Raw genomic sequence first — 15,484 nt, 5'->3', positions numbered from 1 at the left:
AGTGTTACTTAAAAATTCATACCGTATTCATTAGCCAATGACTTTAAGCCACCTGCATAACCAGCACCTACAGCACGGAATTTCCACTCACCGTTGTTACGGTAAAGTTCAGCAAAAATCATTGCTGTTTCCGTTGAAGCATCTTCTGCTAGGTCGTAGCGTACCACTTCAACACCAGTCACTTCGTTTAGAATGCGAATGAAAGCACCACCTACTTGACCAAAGTTTTGATTACGCTCTTCTGCACCATGAATAGTAACAGTAAATACCACTTTCTCAACATCAGCAGGAATAAGGCTTAGATCAACTTTAAGTTGTTCATCGTCACCCTCACCTTCACCCGTAAGGTTGTCGCCAGTGTGCTCAACCGAACCATCAGAGCTTTTTAACTGGTTGTAGAAAATAAAGTCATTGTCTTTACGCACTTTACCGTTAGCACCCAATAAAAATGCGCTAGCGTCTAAATCGAATTCTGCACCGTCGGTTGCACGCGGATCCCAGCCTAAACCAACCAACAACTTGCTTAATGATGGGTCAGTTTTTGACAAAGATAAGTTGCCACCTTTTTGTAAAGTTAATGCCATGTTTACAACTCCTTCTTCGTTAATAAAATTATTTATTTTTCAGCTTCTTTTGCTGGAAATAAAACACTGGCCACAATTCCGATGGCTAAGACCACCAAGACTATTATTAAACTTGTATTGGGGTCAAGCGTATAACTATGACCAAAGATATGACTTGTTGCGTTTAACCCTAGTTTTATCGCAATAAAAAACAATAAAACTATCACTGACTTTTCTAAATGCACTAGGTAGTGTTTGAGTGCTTCAAGCACAAAGTACATGGTACGCAAGCCTAAAATAGCAAACAGCATGGCGGAATACACAATTAAAGGTTCACGACTAACGGCGATAACTGCCGGTACTGAGTCAAATGCAAACAGCACATCCGACACCTCCATAACCACCAAACAAAGAAATAACGGCGTAGCAAAAATACCACCCTTTGCCGCTAAACTCAGTCCTTGGTGTTCAGGTTTTTGCACTTCTTCTTCTAAGACTTTACGGCTAACAAAAAAGTTATGCCCATAAAGTTTTGGCCAAACAGGAAACAGTTTTTGTGCAAAGCGATAAGCCATGTGTTTTGAATAATCTTCTTCTGCTTCTTCGTCATCGCCACTTTTTAACATCATAACTGCAGTCCAAGCGACGATAAGTGCAAAAATCACTTCAACCCAAGGACCAAATGCTAAGAGGCTGCTACCGATAACGACAAAAATTAGACGGAATAGGATAGCGCCTATAATGCCCCAATAAAGTACACGGTGGCGCAAGCCATTAGGTACTTTAAACCAAGCAAAAATTGCCATAAATACGAATAGGTTGTCGACACTTAAAACTTTTTCCAGCGCATAACCAGTGATAAATAAACTGGCAATGTCTGGGCCGTGTTCAAAGTACAAGAAACCTGCAAAACTTAAAGATAGCAAAACCCAAAAAACTGACCAAATAGACGCTTTGGTTAAGCTAATCGGCTTGTCATCTTTATGGCTAAACATATCAAGCAACATTGCACCCAGCGCCATCACCACAAATACCGTAATGGTTAAGGGTGGAAAACCCAAATGGGTCGTTTCCATTAATGATCCTTAAAGGTCAAATTCAGCGGGTGGAAGACCAAGCTCTACACAAATTTTACGGCAAACAGCTTTTTCATCATCATCAAAGTCACCATCAGAAGCACCAATCGCACAAGCCACTCTAACCAGCAAACGCGCAGCACCTTCTTTATTTTTGATTTTGTTAATCACTTTTAAAGCTTCTGCTTGACCAATTTGCACATCAAACTCAAATTTTGAACAGGCATCATTAAATACAGCAATCACATCCGTTAATTTAAAGGCTTTTAGCTCAGGCGATTGGTTAATAAACTCGGTCATTTTAACTTTTTCTTCTGAGCTGATAGAACCATCAGCTGCGGCAACTAGCGCACAAGCATTAGCAACTGCGGCCATAAATTCTTTATTTTTGAATTTAGACACTTCATTGCTTAGTTTTTCTCTGGCTTGCGCGGTGTTTGTTTTTAACCATTGCAACATATTATGTACCTTATTTTTAAGTGAAATCTATTTAGACCCAGCTTTCCAGTTCATACCCCAATTATTAGCTCTATCCATAGGCTCGTGCCCATTAAAAAAGTTCACTAATCGGTTTATTTTTACAGCACCTTTAACGTTTTCTAGCAAAGCAATCGCGCACATATTAGAACGCCCACCTTCTTCATTCAAACGCACTTCGACTGGGGGCTGGTTAGGCATATAAATAGTAACAATGCCGTCAGTTGCTGACCAATCAGGCGCACCTTCGTAAATAAACGCATAAATAAGAATACGGCTAACTTTATCCCAATGCTTACCGTTAATGCGTAACCACTCACCATCATTGGATGCACCGCTGCGATCATCGCCCATCAGTTGAATATAAGGATCACTATCAAAGCTACCAAAACGATTGCCTAAAGCCTGTACCGCACTTTTATCGCCATTTTGCATTTCAAATAGGCAACCTACATCCAAATCAATTTCTTTTTTGCGTGAAAAAAAGCCACCACCTTGAGTATTTTTAGTCCATTTAAGGTTCACTTTTATTTCACCAAACCCTTCACTACGCTTTTCTAGGCTGATGGATGTGTTTTTCTTATCTAAAGTAATCTTACTTAAACTAACAGTCGGTTTAGCTGCTTCTGGCTTAGGGACTTCTGGTTTAACCGCCATTGGTGCTGTAGCAGCAGGAGCAGCCACTTCAATGCCAAAATGTTTAGCCAGTGGCTCTAAACCACCAGCAAAACCTTGCCCAACGCTACGAAACTTCCAACTGCCTTGACGACGATAAAATTCACCTAAAATAAGGGCGGTTTCTTGCATACCTGCCGTCGTAATCGGGGCACTTAAAACACCAGCAACGTCAATACTTAAAGTAGCCACTTGTGCAAAAGCGGCTTTATTTTCATAAATAGTCGCCGTCAGTGCAATGCGCTCTATAACAGCATCCACAGCAGCCAGATTAAGGCTGAATACCGTGCGACCCGATACGGCTTGAGTTAATTGAACCGCACCACCCAGCAGGCTGGTTTGTCCAAAAAAGCACATATCGCCATCGCCACGAACCTTGCCTTCGGTACCCAATAAAAAAGCAGACACATCTATGTCTGCGCCAGCCAAAGCACTGTAAGTAATTTCAACTTGATGAGTTGCTGTTGCTACGCCTGTATTACCACCGGGTACGAGGTTAACCATTTGTTCATTCCTCTATTTAATTGTTAATTATGAAAATAGCACCAATGCGGCTCTTGCGCTGCGGCTAATAATTGCTTATCGCCGGCTGAATCACCCCAAGCGCGTAGGTGATACTGGTCTAAATCACCATAAACGACTTGTAAACGCTGCACTTTACTAGCACAACGGCAGTTAATACCAATAAGTGCGCCGGTTAAATAACCATTAATTACTTCTAGCTGAGTTGCAATAAGCTTGATGTTTAATTTAGCCGCAAATGGACGCAACACTAATTCAGGTGAAGCTGAACACAAGGTAACTTCATGCCCTGCCGTAATTTCAGCAGCAACACCTTTAAGCCCAGAAGGACGCAATAGTTTTTCCCAACGCTGATCACAAAAAGCTTGTGCTTTTTTATTCAACCAAACTTCTGAAACGCCAGTTAAAAAATGAGCAATTAGCTTTTCTTTTAATTGGTCACGGCTAATTCTGCCGGATAAATGCGCTAAACTCGGCAAAAATAAGCCAATCATTTTACGAGTAAACGCAGTCGTGCCAAAAGCATACTTTAAAAAAGGCACAAAACTGTCGTGATAAGTCAGCGTTCCATCAAAATCAAAAACGGCTAACACGGGTTTTGGTGACGATGCCATTAAGTATTAGCTCCAGCAAGGCGAACGTGAGATTCTTGATTACTTTTTAGCGTGGCTTTTACACCATACAACTTAGCCCGCTGTAAAATATTCATTGCCCATTTTAAGTGGGTGGCAGGTTCACACATCGCACCATTGTATTGAAACACTGCCGGTGCTGAATCACTTAATAATAAATTAGCGCTATTAAGGTCATCTAAACTCACCCTTAAACTGTGTTGAATGGTATTAATTTGACTGGGGTGAATGGCTGTTTTACCTACCAAACCGTGGGCAATGTCCAACTCCAATTCGGCTTTTAAAAGCGGTGAACTTGCCAGTTGTTCAAAAACAGGTGCGGTTAAAGCAAACCCTTGTGTTCCCATAATGCTAACCAACATAGGGATGGCATAACCCATCGGCGTATCATAAAGAGTAGTTTGTGGGTTTCTACGCAAACCTAAGCAGCCTAGCAGATCATTACCCCCAATACGCAAGGCAATAATGCGTTTGTCTAACGTACTTTTAAGTGCTGAGCCAAGCTCTACCATAGCGTTAGGATTAAAAACGTCGGCTGTTTCTAACGTTGGCATCAGCAATAAGTTAGGATTAGTCACCGCTGCTGACCAAGCGGATAAATTACTTAGGCGTATTTTAGGTAACACAAAACCATCAATGTGCTTTATTAGCGGCCAGTCATTTAAAACGGCTGCCATTGCTGCATCGCGTGGGCGCACAAAAAGCAACGGGCCTTTCGTCAAACGTCCACCGCGTTGTTCAATATTAGTCAGCAACCAATGCAATTTTTCAAGTGCCCTAGGCACATCAACTTCAGCAACCGCATCTTCTAAACACACCACTAAAGAACGTAGCTGAGAAAGTTTGTGGCGAAAAACAATGTCTAAAATATCCTCTCGCAACGCAGGCATATATAAGGTAGCACCTAAAGCATAGGGGGTTATTTGCTTCATTAACCTAAGCTCCGAATTAAGGTTAAAGCGCTGTAAGGCCCAAGTAGTGATCCAATTTCTTGTACTGTAACGCCATTTTTTTCTGCTAAATAAACCAAAAGTTGTACGTCAGTGTCTTGTTTATTTTGCACAAATACTGCTTCAGGTACGCGGCGCAACACCGCACGGGTCGCTTCAGCAATGCCCGGTTTAATGCGGTTTAAGTTAGTCACAGCAAACTGCTCGGCTAGCTGGCTTACCACTGAATTAGCCCGTTCTTGCAAGAAAGTTTTTTGAGCGGGTAGCCAAGGCTGACAAGCTTCTAAATTACCCAAGGTTAAACGCAGCGCATCCAGTTGTTCAATAAAGGCTTGGCTAACGTCATAGTCCGCTAATTCATCATAAAATACGCAGCCATGTACACCCGATTCTGTTGGCCAAATAGAACGCGACACCAAACCCGACACAGTTGCACCCAAAATACCCGAAGGAATTAACCAATCTTCAGCAGAAGCCGCCATCCAAGCTTTGCCACAAGGATCAGCAAGCACAACTAACTTAGGGGCGCTATTAAAGTGCGGGTGTTGCGCTAAACAAGTTTTTAATTCGGTAGCAATCGCACCCTTACCCGTCCAGCCATCAACAAACAGCAGATTATCCGCACCGTGTTGTTCAATCACCGCATTCAAGGCAACTTGGTCGATGCCTCGATCACGAATAATACTAATACCATAATGAATCGCTTCACGACCCAAACTTAATAAAGCACGGCGCAACAGTACGCCCAAAGGTAATCCGGCACGCACCAAAGATAAAAGAATAATCGGATCTTGGGGTAATTGCTGACTGATACCTAAAGCAAGGCGCTGTACACCTTCTGCCATGCGCTGACTGTGCTGCTCTAGCGCTTGGTTGTATAATTCCAAGTGGGCGGCACTAGGCGGCTGCTCTAAGCTAATCATTTCTGAGTAATGCTTTTTTTTAGTTTGAATTAAATACTCTTTTTCTGCTACATCAGTCGTGGCAAGATTCACGGCTTTTAGCAAAAAACAAACCTCATCTGCTGCATAGCTACCGCTGCCTATCGTATCTAATGTTTGCAGCTTATTAGTCATTAACACCTCTTTTCAAAAATTTAGTAGCTAGTTGGCTTTGCGCTGGCGTTGCCCAAAAATGACACTGCTGTAAAAAGCCTAAGTCACTGATGCTATCACCAAAACCAAGTACAGGTCGCTCACCGTGCAAAGCTTGGTCGCGCTGCAACCATTCTTTAACCGCATTTTGTTTAGACAAGCAATTAGGCAAAAATGCTAAATTATTACTATTGGTGTGTGCCTGCATACCCACCAATAAGCCTTGTGCTGCAACGGCTTGTAAGACCTGCTGCAGCAGTGCATCGTTACCTTCGCCTTGCTTAACAACAACATACAGACCTAAACCTTCCTCTTCCACGACCCAACTTCTTATACTCACGCCTAATTCATACCCTACAGCAAGGCTTGCCACACTCAGTTGTTTTAAGTGGGCTTGCAACGCATCAAGCTGCTGATGCATTAAATGATGCCAAGTCTTATCAAGCTTGCCATTAGCCAATAAAATACTACCACCAAACGAACAAATCGCCCCGTGGGTAAAGGGAAGTTTAACGCGACTATAAGCTTCAATGCTGCGTGCTGTCACAGGAATCACATCAGTAGAACGGCTTAACCAGCTAAATAAGCTTTGTTGCACTGAATTCATAAAACTATTAGGTTGCCCTTCTTTATCAAACGCAGCTACTTGCTTAGCTTGCTGATTAGGCATTTTTCGGGCGGTTTGAAACAAAGTATCGTCTAAATCAACAAAAACCAGCGGACGTTTAGCATCCATCAATTACCACCTCTGCACCTAGTTGATTGATTAATGCTTCAGACAGTGAAGCAGCAGGGGTTTCTGCACACAAGAAAATTCGGTTGTATTCGCTGGGGTCAACGTTATACAAGTAGTTAGGAATGCCTAAACCATAATTATCCGTAAAATAAAAAGCACTTTTTATCGCATGGCCTAACGCAATCGGTGAACGACTGGTTGAACTAAAATGCACCTTGGCACCGGCTTTTTCTAAGCGTTCGGCCAATAAAAAAGGTCGCCACACAAATTCACCCGTTCCTAATACCAAAATACGCTCACCGGCTTGCACCTTTATATCAGCACCTAAATTATCTGCAACGTGAGTAACGCCTAAACGCCCCCAATCTTGAGCAGGATTTATTGGCCATGCGCCCGCTGCTGTTGTGGCAACGTCGGGCATTTCGGGCAACGGTGCTTGTAAATCTTCTTCAAAACTATAGCGGCCTTGCAATAATGACACTTCCTGCACGGGCAACTGGGTAATCGTGCGGCTAACTGCACCGGCTGACCAATCGGTTAATGTACAAGTGACTAGCTGTTCTAGCTGATTTAATCCAGCTTGAGTTAAAGCACGAAATAAATTAATAAACGTATTGCCCGTAGACGCTTCGTCATCGACCAACACTAAAGAACGCGCTTGCAACATGAGCTTACGTATTTCTGGTTGAGTTGGCAGGTGAATTAAATGATTGCTAGCGTGGCTATGCTCTTCTTCGAAATGGGTAAATAGCGGTGCGTTTCCTGCTTCATCGCCAACAGGGTGACGCGTACTCACCAAGTAAACCACGTCTGAAATACTTGAATCGCCATTACGCTGCTGGCTGTAAGCCCTGTGTACGCCAGCACCTAAACCGACCGCTGTTTCAGCCATGCCAATCATTAATACTGGGCTAGGTAAATCGGTAGGAATTTTTGCCGCTAATGCTTGGTAACTGTGTTCCATTAATGCCGGCTTAACCGGAATATGACGACCCAACACCTTTGATACAAATAAAAAGGCGCGTTTAGGGTTTCTGCGTTCAGCAAAATCAAAAAAGTCACATGGATTTAAGGGTGTTGCAGCAAGATCAACATGAATAGTGCCACGTTTTAACGCTGCACTTAATCGGGAAGTAGAAGGCATTTTTGTCATCTTAAATAATTTAATGGCAGAAATAAAAAAGGAAACTAGAGTCCTTTAGGCGCATAAATGGCAGGTAAGTTGCGTAAATAACCTTGATAGTCCATACCACAACCAAATAGGTAGCGGTCTTCAATCGTTAAACCAGTAAAATCAGCCGTAAAACCTTCAACAGCTTTACGATTATGTTGCTTATCAACCAATACCGCACAAGTCACTTCTTTTGCACCCTGAGCACGGCAATGATCCAAAATTGCCGCAAGGGTTGCACCTTCATCAAGAATATCATCAATAATAAGCACTGTACGACCCTTCATAGCGACTTCAGGTTCTACACGCCAATGTAAGTCACCTGCTTCAGTTTTACGGCGATAACGCGTCGCGTGTAGATAATCAACCTCTAGTGGAAAATCAAGGCGTTTAAGTAATTCTGAAGTGGTAAACATACCGCCATTCATTACACAGTAAACCACTGGCAACTTGTCTTTTAAACGCTCAGTAATCGCTACGGCCATTTGATCAAACGCCTGCTTTACTTGTTGTTTAGTTGCTAGACAATCAGCATCTTGTGCGACCTTACGAATACGTCCAATTTCATTGTGCAGATCATCGTTCATTAAGGGTTAACCTGTCCTAATGCTGAGGTCGTTGGTTCCTCAAGCAAATGCAAAGTTTGGGTTGGGAAAGCTATATCTGCACCTTCGCTACGGATGATGTCAAAAATCCCTAAAAGCGTAGCTTGCTTAATACCGTGATAATCAACCCAGTTAGTTGTCTTAGTAAAGGTATAGATAAAAAAGTCTAATGAAAATGGGCCATAGGTATTAAAATTAACAATTAATGTTCGGTTTTCCGTTTCTAAATCATCACGCTTAATTAAGTATTGACGCACGCGCTCAATAATAACGGGCATTTTGTCGGCATCTTCGTAACGAATACGAATGGTTTCATTAATTCGACGATTGAACATACGTGAAGGATTTTCTACCGCTATATTGGCAAATACTGCATTAGGTACATAAAGCGGACGCTGATCGAACGTTCTAATGCGTGTAAGTCGCCAACCAATGTCTTCTACTGTGCCTTCGATTTCACGGTCAGGAGAACGTACCCAATCGCCCACGACAAAAGGGCGGTCAAGATAAATCATAATGGCACCAAAAAAGTTGGCAAGCAGGTCACGGGCTGCAAAACCAATCGCAATGCCGCCAATACCACCAAAAGCAAGCACGCCAGAAACCGAAAAACCAAGGGTCTGTAATAAAACCAATGCAGTAGTAATAAAAGTAGCCGCTTTAAGCAGCTTACTCATGGCTTTAGCGGTGGTTAAATCAAGTGGTTTTTTTAACGTACCAGAACTGGTTAAACGCAGTTCCATTCCTGAAATAAAACGAAACATAAACCAAGTAAAAAGAATAATAAAAACTGAGCGTCGCATTAAATCAATGGTTTCAGCCATTTCAAACGTTGAATGAAGGTTTAAAATATTTAGAGCCAATAACAAACCTTGCGCCCAAATAAACACACTAAAAGGCTTGCGAGCAGCATCTAAAAACAGGTCGTCCCATACATTGGCAGATTTTTCAAACCTGTGATGCAGTTTATCCATAAAGCGATTAGCAAAAAAGTTAATCACTAGGGCAAGCAAAATCACAATAAAAACTTGAATGATCCAAGCATAGTCAATGGGTATGATGCCACCCAAAGAAGAGACTGTTTCTAAGACTTTAATCATTGCCTTACCTTTTTAATTTTAAATAAGCAGGTTTAACACCGACTGCAAATCTTTTGCAACAAGGTGCTCTGCTAGTTGTCGTGCTAATAGCGCCTCTGGCGAAGCTAGCCAATGGCTACTGCTGGGTGATTGTGCTTTTAATGCCGCCATTTTACTACACGTTTCAATTTCTTGGCTTTCTAACCAATTTAAAACCTCAAGCGCTGCAGCTGGATTATTACAAACGAGCACTTGATCGCAGCCAGCTTGTAAAGCTGCTGCTGCACGTTGTGGAAAACTACCTGCTTGGCTCGCGCCTTCCATTGCTAAATCATCACTAAAAATCATGCCTGTAAAATTTAATTCTTGACGCAGCATTTTTAGCCAGCGTTTAGAAAAACCCGCGGGGTGTTCATCGACAGCGGTATAAATAATGTGTGCTGGCATAATGCCTTGTAATTGACTCGCCAAAGCAACGAAAGGCTTTAAGCAAGTAGCCTGAATTTCAGCTAATGAACGTTTATCTAATGGTATGCAGGTATGCGAGTCACCAGCAACATAACCATGACCGGGGAAATGCTTACCCGTAGCAGACATACCTGACTGGTGCATACCACGAATAAAAGCTTGGGCAAGTTGTATTAAACTGTCGATATTAGAGGCAAAAGCACGATCGCCAATAATATCGCTATAACTATAGTCAATATCTAATACGGGGGCAAAACTTAGATCTAAACCCACATTAATGACTTCAGCTGCCATTAATTGACCCATTAAACGTGCGGCATCTAATCCTGCGTTATTATTAAGCGTATACAAATGACCGAGTTCACGCATAGCAGGCAAGCGCGTAAAACCCTCTTTAAGCCTTTGTACACGGCCACCTTCTTGGTCAACTGCCAATAAAATATCGGGGCGGATGGAGCGTATTTCAGCCGCTAAAGCAGCCACTTGGGCTGCATTTTGAATGTTTCTAGCAAAAAGAATAACGCCACCAACGTGCAAACGTGTTAATAGTTGTTGTTCGTCAACCGTTAATTGATGGCCTTGCAAGTCAAGCATTAATCTAGTCATGGTGTAATCTGCCTAACGTAGCGTTATTTTAGCGTTACGTTCAAGCTGCTGCACAAACTTGTTCTGCATCCGATAACCTTGGTCGTCTTCTAGCATACGGTTTAATTGTTCAATTTCCGCTTCATTCGTGCTTATTTTACCTTTAATCACGGCTTGCAACTCGATTAATGCCGAATCACCATTAAGTAATCGCACAGAACCACTAGCGTTATTTAAACTTAAACGAAAAGCGGCTTCGTTAATGCTTCGATCATGGCGTAAATCATTACGAGTCACACCTTCAACACTTTGCCACTCACCTTTAACTTCTTGCTTAGCTTGTAAAGCGTCTAATTCTTGCTGAGCCATTTTACGCACCAGTTCAGTGGACTCTTGTGCCTTTAACTCAGCAGTAACCTGCACTAAAACATCATCAAGTGGCTGTTGTTGCTGTGGCTTATACGTTTCACGCGCCACAACCAAATAACGACCATCGTTTAAACGCAAAGGCTCGGTTAACCAATTGTCTTTAATTAAATCATCAGTAAATAAAGCTTTGCTAACCGTAGGTTCTGCCCAAATACCAGTTAATGCTTCACGCGCCAACCAATCACTTACTTGAATTTTTAGATCTGCGGCTTGGGCTACTTCGCCTAAATTTGTTGAGCTAAAACTTAGATTGCGTAGTTGCTCTAACTTTTCAGTGGTTGCATTACGTACCGGCTGAGCAATAACACGCGCGACTAATTCTTCACGCAAACTGGCAAAGTTGGGTAGCGCTACGCTTTCTTTGGCCGTTAATTGAATAAGGTGCAAACCAAATTCCGTTTCAATAATTTCGGAAAGATCACCGACTGTGTCTAACTCAAATAAAGCTTGCTCAAAACTTTTATTTAAACTACCCGGCTGAATACGACCTAACTTACCACCTTGTTTGGCCGTTGAAATATCGTCTGAAACTTCAGCCGCTTGGCTTGCAAAGCTAGCACCTGCTTGAATAGCTTCTTTAACCGCTTCTAAACGCTGCGTTGCTGCTTGTTTTTCTTCTGCTGTTTTGTAAGTCAGCAAAATATGTGCAGCACTGTAGTTACTGTTTTGATTTTTAAGATTGGTTATGTAGCGATCGTACTCAGCCTGTAGTTGAGCTTCGGTAGCTGTAAACTGCTTGGCTAGGCTAGCTGGGTCAAAAATCAAGTAATTAACACGCAGTTGTTCTGGCGTTTGGTAGTTTTGAAGATTCTGCTGATAAAAACGTTCAATTTGTTCACTGCTAATTTCAATTTGGCTTAAATAATCTTCAGTTTTAATGATTTTGTAACGGTAATCACGCGTTTGACCAACAAGGCTTTGAAATTGCTCAACTTCATTAGTTAATAAAAACTCAGTGTCTGCTAAACCGCCTAACAATTGCTGATTCAGTAAATCTTGTTTTAATTGCTGACGAAAACCTTGCGGCGTTAAACCTTGCTGATTCAACACTTGGCTAAAGTTGTCTTGCTGAAAGCGACCAGCCTCGTCTTGAAAAGCACTCATACGCACGATCTGCCTTTCTAATTGGCGATCTGAAATTTGCATATTAAGCTGTTGAGTTTTTTGTTGCAGTAGCTGTTCTTGAATTAACTGGTTAAGTGCAAACTGACGCAGCAAATTCATATCAACTTGCTCTAAATCAATTTGACCTTGCTGCTGCAGCTGACGCATTTGTTGTTGGGCAACTTGGTCAACCTCAAACTGGCTAATGGATTGCTTGTTAACTTGCGCCACTTCATTAGGATCGCCGCGCATCGCAGTGAACAACGAATCCATTCCCCATAGGGAAAAAGCAATGGCGATTAGGCCTACTAAAAAGTAAGCAACTATTCCTTTTGATCTTTCTCTAATTTTTACCAGCATGTCGCTCTCAGTTCGGGCAAGGTGTTGTTTAAAATGTATTTGACCACTAATTATAACGCTTTATAAAAAAAAACGCACCGTAGAAGGTGCGCTTGAAAGCATCAGCTATTATTGAATCAATTAACAGCGTCTTTTAAACCTTTACCTGGCTTAAAGCTAGGTACTTTAGCGGCTTTAATGGTGATTTCTTCACCGTTTTGTGGATTACGACCTTTACGCTCTGCACGCTCTTTAACTAAGAACGTACCAAAACCAACCAAAGAAACGCTATCGCCTTGCTTTAATGCACCGGTTACAGCTTCAAGCACTGCGTCTAACGCACGACCAGCAGAAACTTTAGGAAGGTCTGCCTTAGCTGCTATTGCGTCGATTAGTTCTGATTTATTCACTCGTCTACCCCTTATTTTGGTATTTTGCAAAACGCTTAATTTTCTTTAATCAACCATACGGCCGGTATCTTAGCCCTTAATGCCGCTGCATGGAAATACTTAAAAGCAATTATTTGAGCTTTTAGTGCGTTCCAGGCCGCAATTCTAGGTTTTTTTCGTCCGTTACAACGGCAGTTTTATTCGGTAAAGGGGTTGGCATAACTTCTAATGCAATATCCAATACCTGATCGATCCATTTTACTGGAATAATCGTTAAAGGGCCTTTGATACTATCTGGAATCTCTTTAAGGTCTCTTTCGTTGTCTTTAGGAATCAAAACAGTTTTAATGCCGCCACGACGCGCCGCTAAAAGCTTCTCTTTTAAACCACCAATTTGCATCACTTCGCCACGCAAGTTTATTTCACCCGTCATAGCCACGTCAGCACGAATCGGTATACCCGTTAAAGCTGAAACCAGCGCTGTACACATACTAATACCTGCGCTAGGGCCATCTTTTGGCGTAGCACCTTCAGGAACGTGAATGTGGATGTCTTGCTTTTCAAATAGCTCGGAGTCAATCCCTAGCGACTGGCTACGGCTACGTACAACAGTCAGTGCGGCCTGAATGGACTCTTGCATTACTTCACCCAAAGAGCCTGTTTTAACCAAACGGGCCTTACCAGGCATCACAGCTGCTTCAATACTAAGCAACTCGCCACCCACGCTAGTCCAAGCTAAACCAGTAACACGACCTACTTGATTATCAGCATCGGCTAAACCGTAGTTGTATTTACGCACACCTAGGTAATTTTCAATCGCTGCGGCATCAATGTTAACGGGCGCAGTCGCTTTACCTTCACCTAATTCACGCACAACTTTACGGCACACACGGGTAATTTGCCTTTCTAGCTCACGCACACCGGCTTCACGACTAAAATAACGAATAATTTCTAATACCGCTTCTGGGGTAAATTTTGCTTCTTTAGCTTTTAAACCTGAACTTTCCATTTGCTTAGGCACTAGGTAACGCTCAGCAATATTACTTTTTTCATCTTCAGTGTAACCGGGCAAACGCACCACTTCCATACGGTCTAATAAAGGTGCAGGAATATTCATCGAGTTAGCCGTACAAATAAACAACACTTCGGATAGATCGTAGTCAACTTCTAAGTAATGGTCGCTAAACTTGCTGTTTTGTTCAGGATCAAGCACTTCCAATAAGGCTGAAGAAGGATCGCCACGGTGATCCATGCCCATTTTGTCGATTTCATCCAATAAAAACAGTGGATTTTTAACACCCACTTTGGCTATTTTTTGAATCAGCTTACCCGGCATAGAACCAATATAAGTACGGCGGTGACCACGAATTTCAGCCTCATCCCTTACGCCACCCAAAGCCATACGCACGTATTTACGGTTTACAGCACGCGCAATGGATTGTCCTAAAGACGTTTTACCAACACCTGGTGGCCCAACCAAACAAAGTACCGAACCTTTAATTTTTTTAACGCGCTGCTGCACGGCTAAATAATCAAGAATGCGCTCTTTAACTTCTTCTAAGCCATAATGGTCGGCATCCAGAATTTCAGCCGCTTTTTTAAGATCAATACTGGCTCTGGAGCGTTTTTTCCAAGGCAAGTTAACCATCCAGTCTAAATAACCCCGCACAACAGTCGCTTCGGCGGAAGTCGGCGACATCATTTTTAACTTATGCAGTTCAGTGGTGGCTTTTTCTTTTGCTTCAACGGGCATTCCCGCGTCTTCAATCTTTTTAGTCAGTTGCTCTATTTCATTGCCACTGTTATCTAAATCTCCCATTTCTTTTTGAATGGCTTTCATTTGCTCATTCAAATAGTATTCACGTTGGGTTTTTTCCATTTGCTGCTTAACACGCGCACGAATACGCTTTTCGACTTGCAGTAGATCAATTTCTTCTTCGATTTTAGTCATCAAGCGTTCGATACGCTCACGAACTTTATCGAGTTCTAATAACTGTTGTTTGTCTTTAACACTAAGCAGCATATGTGCAGAAATGGTATCGACCATACGCGTTGGATCAGCAATGTTTTCTAAGCTACTAAGCACTTCAGCAGGTACTTTTTTAGAAAGCTTAACGTAGTGTTCAAACTGCCCTAAAAGTACACGCGTTAGCACTTCTTGTTCACGCTCAGTTAGCGTTTCACTGGCTAGCGGCTGACCTTCTGCCATAACATAGCTAACTTCCTCGCCGTCTTCATTGGTTCTTTCTTGGTCAAACACGCGTGTAATTTTAGCGCGTTGTGCGCCTTCGATTAATACTTTTACAGTGCCGTCAGGTAGTCGCAGCAGCTGTAAAATATTGGCTTGTGTACCAATACTGTAAAGATCATCTAATTCGGGATCGTCTTTTTCGGCATTTCTTTGTGCCAATAAAAAAACTTTTTTATCTTGTGCCATAGCGGCTTCAAGCGCATGAATGGATTTTTCACGCCCCACAAATAGCGGAATAACCATTTGTGGATAGACCACTACATCCCTTAAAGGCAATAAAGGCAGCTCAATTGGACTGAGCAGATTTGTTTCTGTTAGCTGCGACATTGCAGTGGCACC

General features: G+C 42.3%; 15 protein-coding genes. All 15 read right to left on the bottom strand.

Annotated features, from left to right (window positions below; all coding sequences use genetic code 11):
* Positions 1-8: 8 nt before the first annotated feature.
* Positions 9-584 (bottom strand): TerD family protein, encoded by a 576-nt coding sequence (locus VJY63_RS07710; RefSeq protein WP_324049631.1) that lies wholly within the window; start codon positions 582-584, stop codon positions 9-11.
* Between the two features lie 32 nt (positions 585-616).
* Positions 617-1,639, bottom strand: coding sequence for a TerC/Alx family metal homeostasis membrane protein (locus VJY63_RS07705; RefSeq protein ID WP_324049630.1), 1,023 nt, complete (start codon positions 1,637-1,639; stop codon positions 617-619).
* A 9-nt stretch (positions 1,640-1,648) separates the two neighbouring features.
* Positions 1,649-2,098: a tellurite resistance TerB family protein gene (locus VJY63_RS07700; protein ID WP_324049628.1), complete on the bottom strand. Its 450-nt coding sequence runs from the start codon at positions 2,096-2,098 to the stop codon at positions 1,649-1,651.
* A gap of 27 nt (positions 2,099-2,125) precedes the next feature.
* Positions 2,126-3,295 carry a TerD family protein gene (locus tag VJY63_RS07695; protein WP_324049627.1) on the bottom strand — a complete coding sequence of 390 codons (1,170 nt, stop codon included), beginning with the start codon at positions 3,293-3,295 and terminating at the stop codon, positions 2,126-2,128.
* A gap of 23 nt (positions 3,296-3,318) precedes the next feature.
* Positions 3,319-3,927: an HAD-IB family hydrolase gene (locus VJY63_RS07690; RefSeq protein ID WP_324049626.1), complete on the bottom strand. Its 609-nt coding sequence runs from the start codon at positions 3,925-3,927 to the stop codon at positions 3,319-3,321.
* Positions 3,927-4,877, bottom strand: coding sequence for an HpcH/HpaI aldolase/citrate lyase family protein (locus VJY63_RS07685; protein ID WP_324049624.1), 951 nt, complete (start codon positions 4,875-4,877; stop codon positions 3,927-3,929). The genes VJY63_RS07690 and VJY63_RS07685 overlap by 1 nt, the downstream gene beginning before the upstream one ends.
* Complete coding sequence (locus VJY63_RS07680) at positions 4,877-5,971, bottom strand: cysteine protease StiP domain-containing protein (RefSeq protein WP_324049622.1); 1,095 nt, start codon at positions 5,969-5,971, stop codon at positions 4,877-4,879. Before VJY63_RS07680 ends, VJY63_RS07685 begins: the two co-directional genes overlap by 1 nt.
* Entirely contained in the window at positions 5,964-6,725 is a 762-nt protein-coding gene (locus tag VJY63_RS07675) for a hypothetical protein (protein WP_324049621.1), read from the bottom strand. Before VJY63_RS07675 ends, VJY63_RS07680 begins: the two co-directional genes overlap by 8 nt.
* Positions 6,715-7,869, bottom strand: a complete 1,155-nt coding sequence (locus tag VJY63_RS07670; protein ID WP_324049619.1) for a phosphoribosyltransferase domain-containing protein — start codon at positions 7,867-7,869, stop codon at positions 6,715-6,717. Before VJY63_RS07670 ends, VJY63_RS07675 begins: the two co-directional genes overlap by 11 nt.
* A 44-nt stretch (positions 7,870-7,913) precedes the next feature.
* Positions 7,914-8,483: a hypoxanthine-guanine phosphoribosyltransferase gene (locus VJY63_RS07665; protein WP_324049618.1), complete on the bottom strand. Its 570-nt coding sequence runs from the start codon at positions 8,481-8,483 to the stop codon at positions 7,914-7,916.
* Positions 8,483-9,601, bottom strand: coding sequence for a mechanosensitive ion channel family protein (locus VJY63_RS07660; RefSeq protein WP_324049616.1), 1,119 nt, complete (start codon positions 9,599-9,601; stop codon positions 8,483-8,485). Before VJY63_RS07660 ends, VJY63_RS07665 begins: the two co-directional genes overlap by 1 nt.
* An 18-nt stretch (positions 9,602-9,619) precedes the next feature.
* Positions 9,620-10,654 carry a beta-N-acetylhexosaminidase gene (nagZ, locus tag VJY63_RS07655; protein WP_324049615.1) on the bottom strand — a complete coding sequence of 345 codons (1,035 nt, stop codon included), beginning with the start codon at positions 10,652-10,654 and terminating at the stop codon, positions 9,620-9,622.
* A 12-nt stretch (positions 10,655-10,666) separates the two neighbouring features.
* On the bottom strand, positions 10,667-12,526 hold the full coding sequence (locus VJY63_RS07650; protein ID WP_324049614.1) for a SurA N-terminal domain-containing protein: 1,860 nt from the start codon (positions 12,524-12,526) through the stop codon (positions 10,667-10,669).
* A 116-nt stretch (positions 12,527-12,642) separates the two neighbouring features.
* Positions 12,643-12,915, bottom strand: a complete 273-nt coding sequence (locus tag VJY63_RS07645) for an HU family DNA-binding protein (RefSeq protein WP_324049612.1) — start codon at positions 12,913-12,915, stop codon at positions 12,643-12,645.
* 121 nt (positions 12,916-13,036) lie between these two features.
* On the bottom strand, positions 13,037-15,472 hold the full coding sequence (lon, locus tag VJY63_RS07640) for an endopeptidase La (RefSeq protein WP_324049611.1): 2,436 nt from the start codon (positions 15,470-15,472) through the stop codon (positions 13,037-13,039).
* Between the last annotated feature and the right edge of the window lie 12 nt (positions 15,473-15,484).

This window comes from Marinospirillum sp., assembly GCF_035271045.1.
In the GTDB taxonomy this organism is placed as follows: domain Bacteria; phylum Pseudomonadota; class Gammaproteobacteria; order Pseudomonadales; family Halomonadaceae; genus Marinospirillum.
Note: the sequence above shows the minus strand (reverse complement) of the source record. Positions and strands in the feature narration are given on the sequence as shown.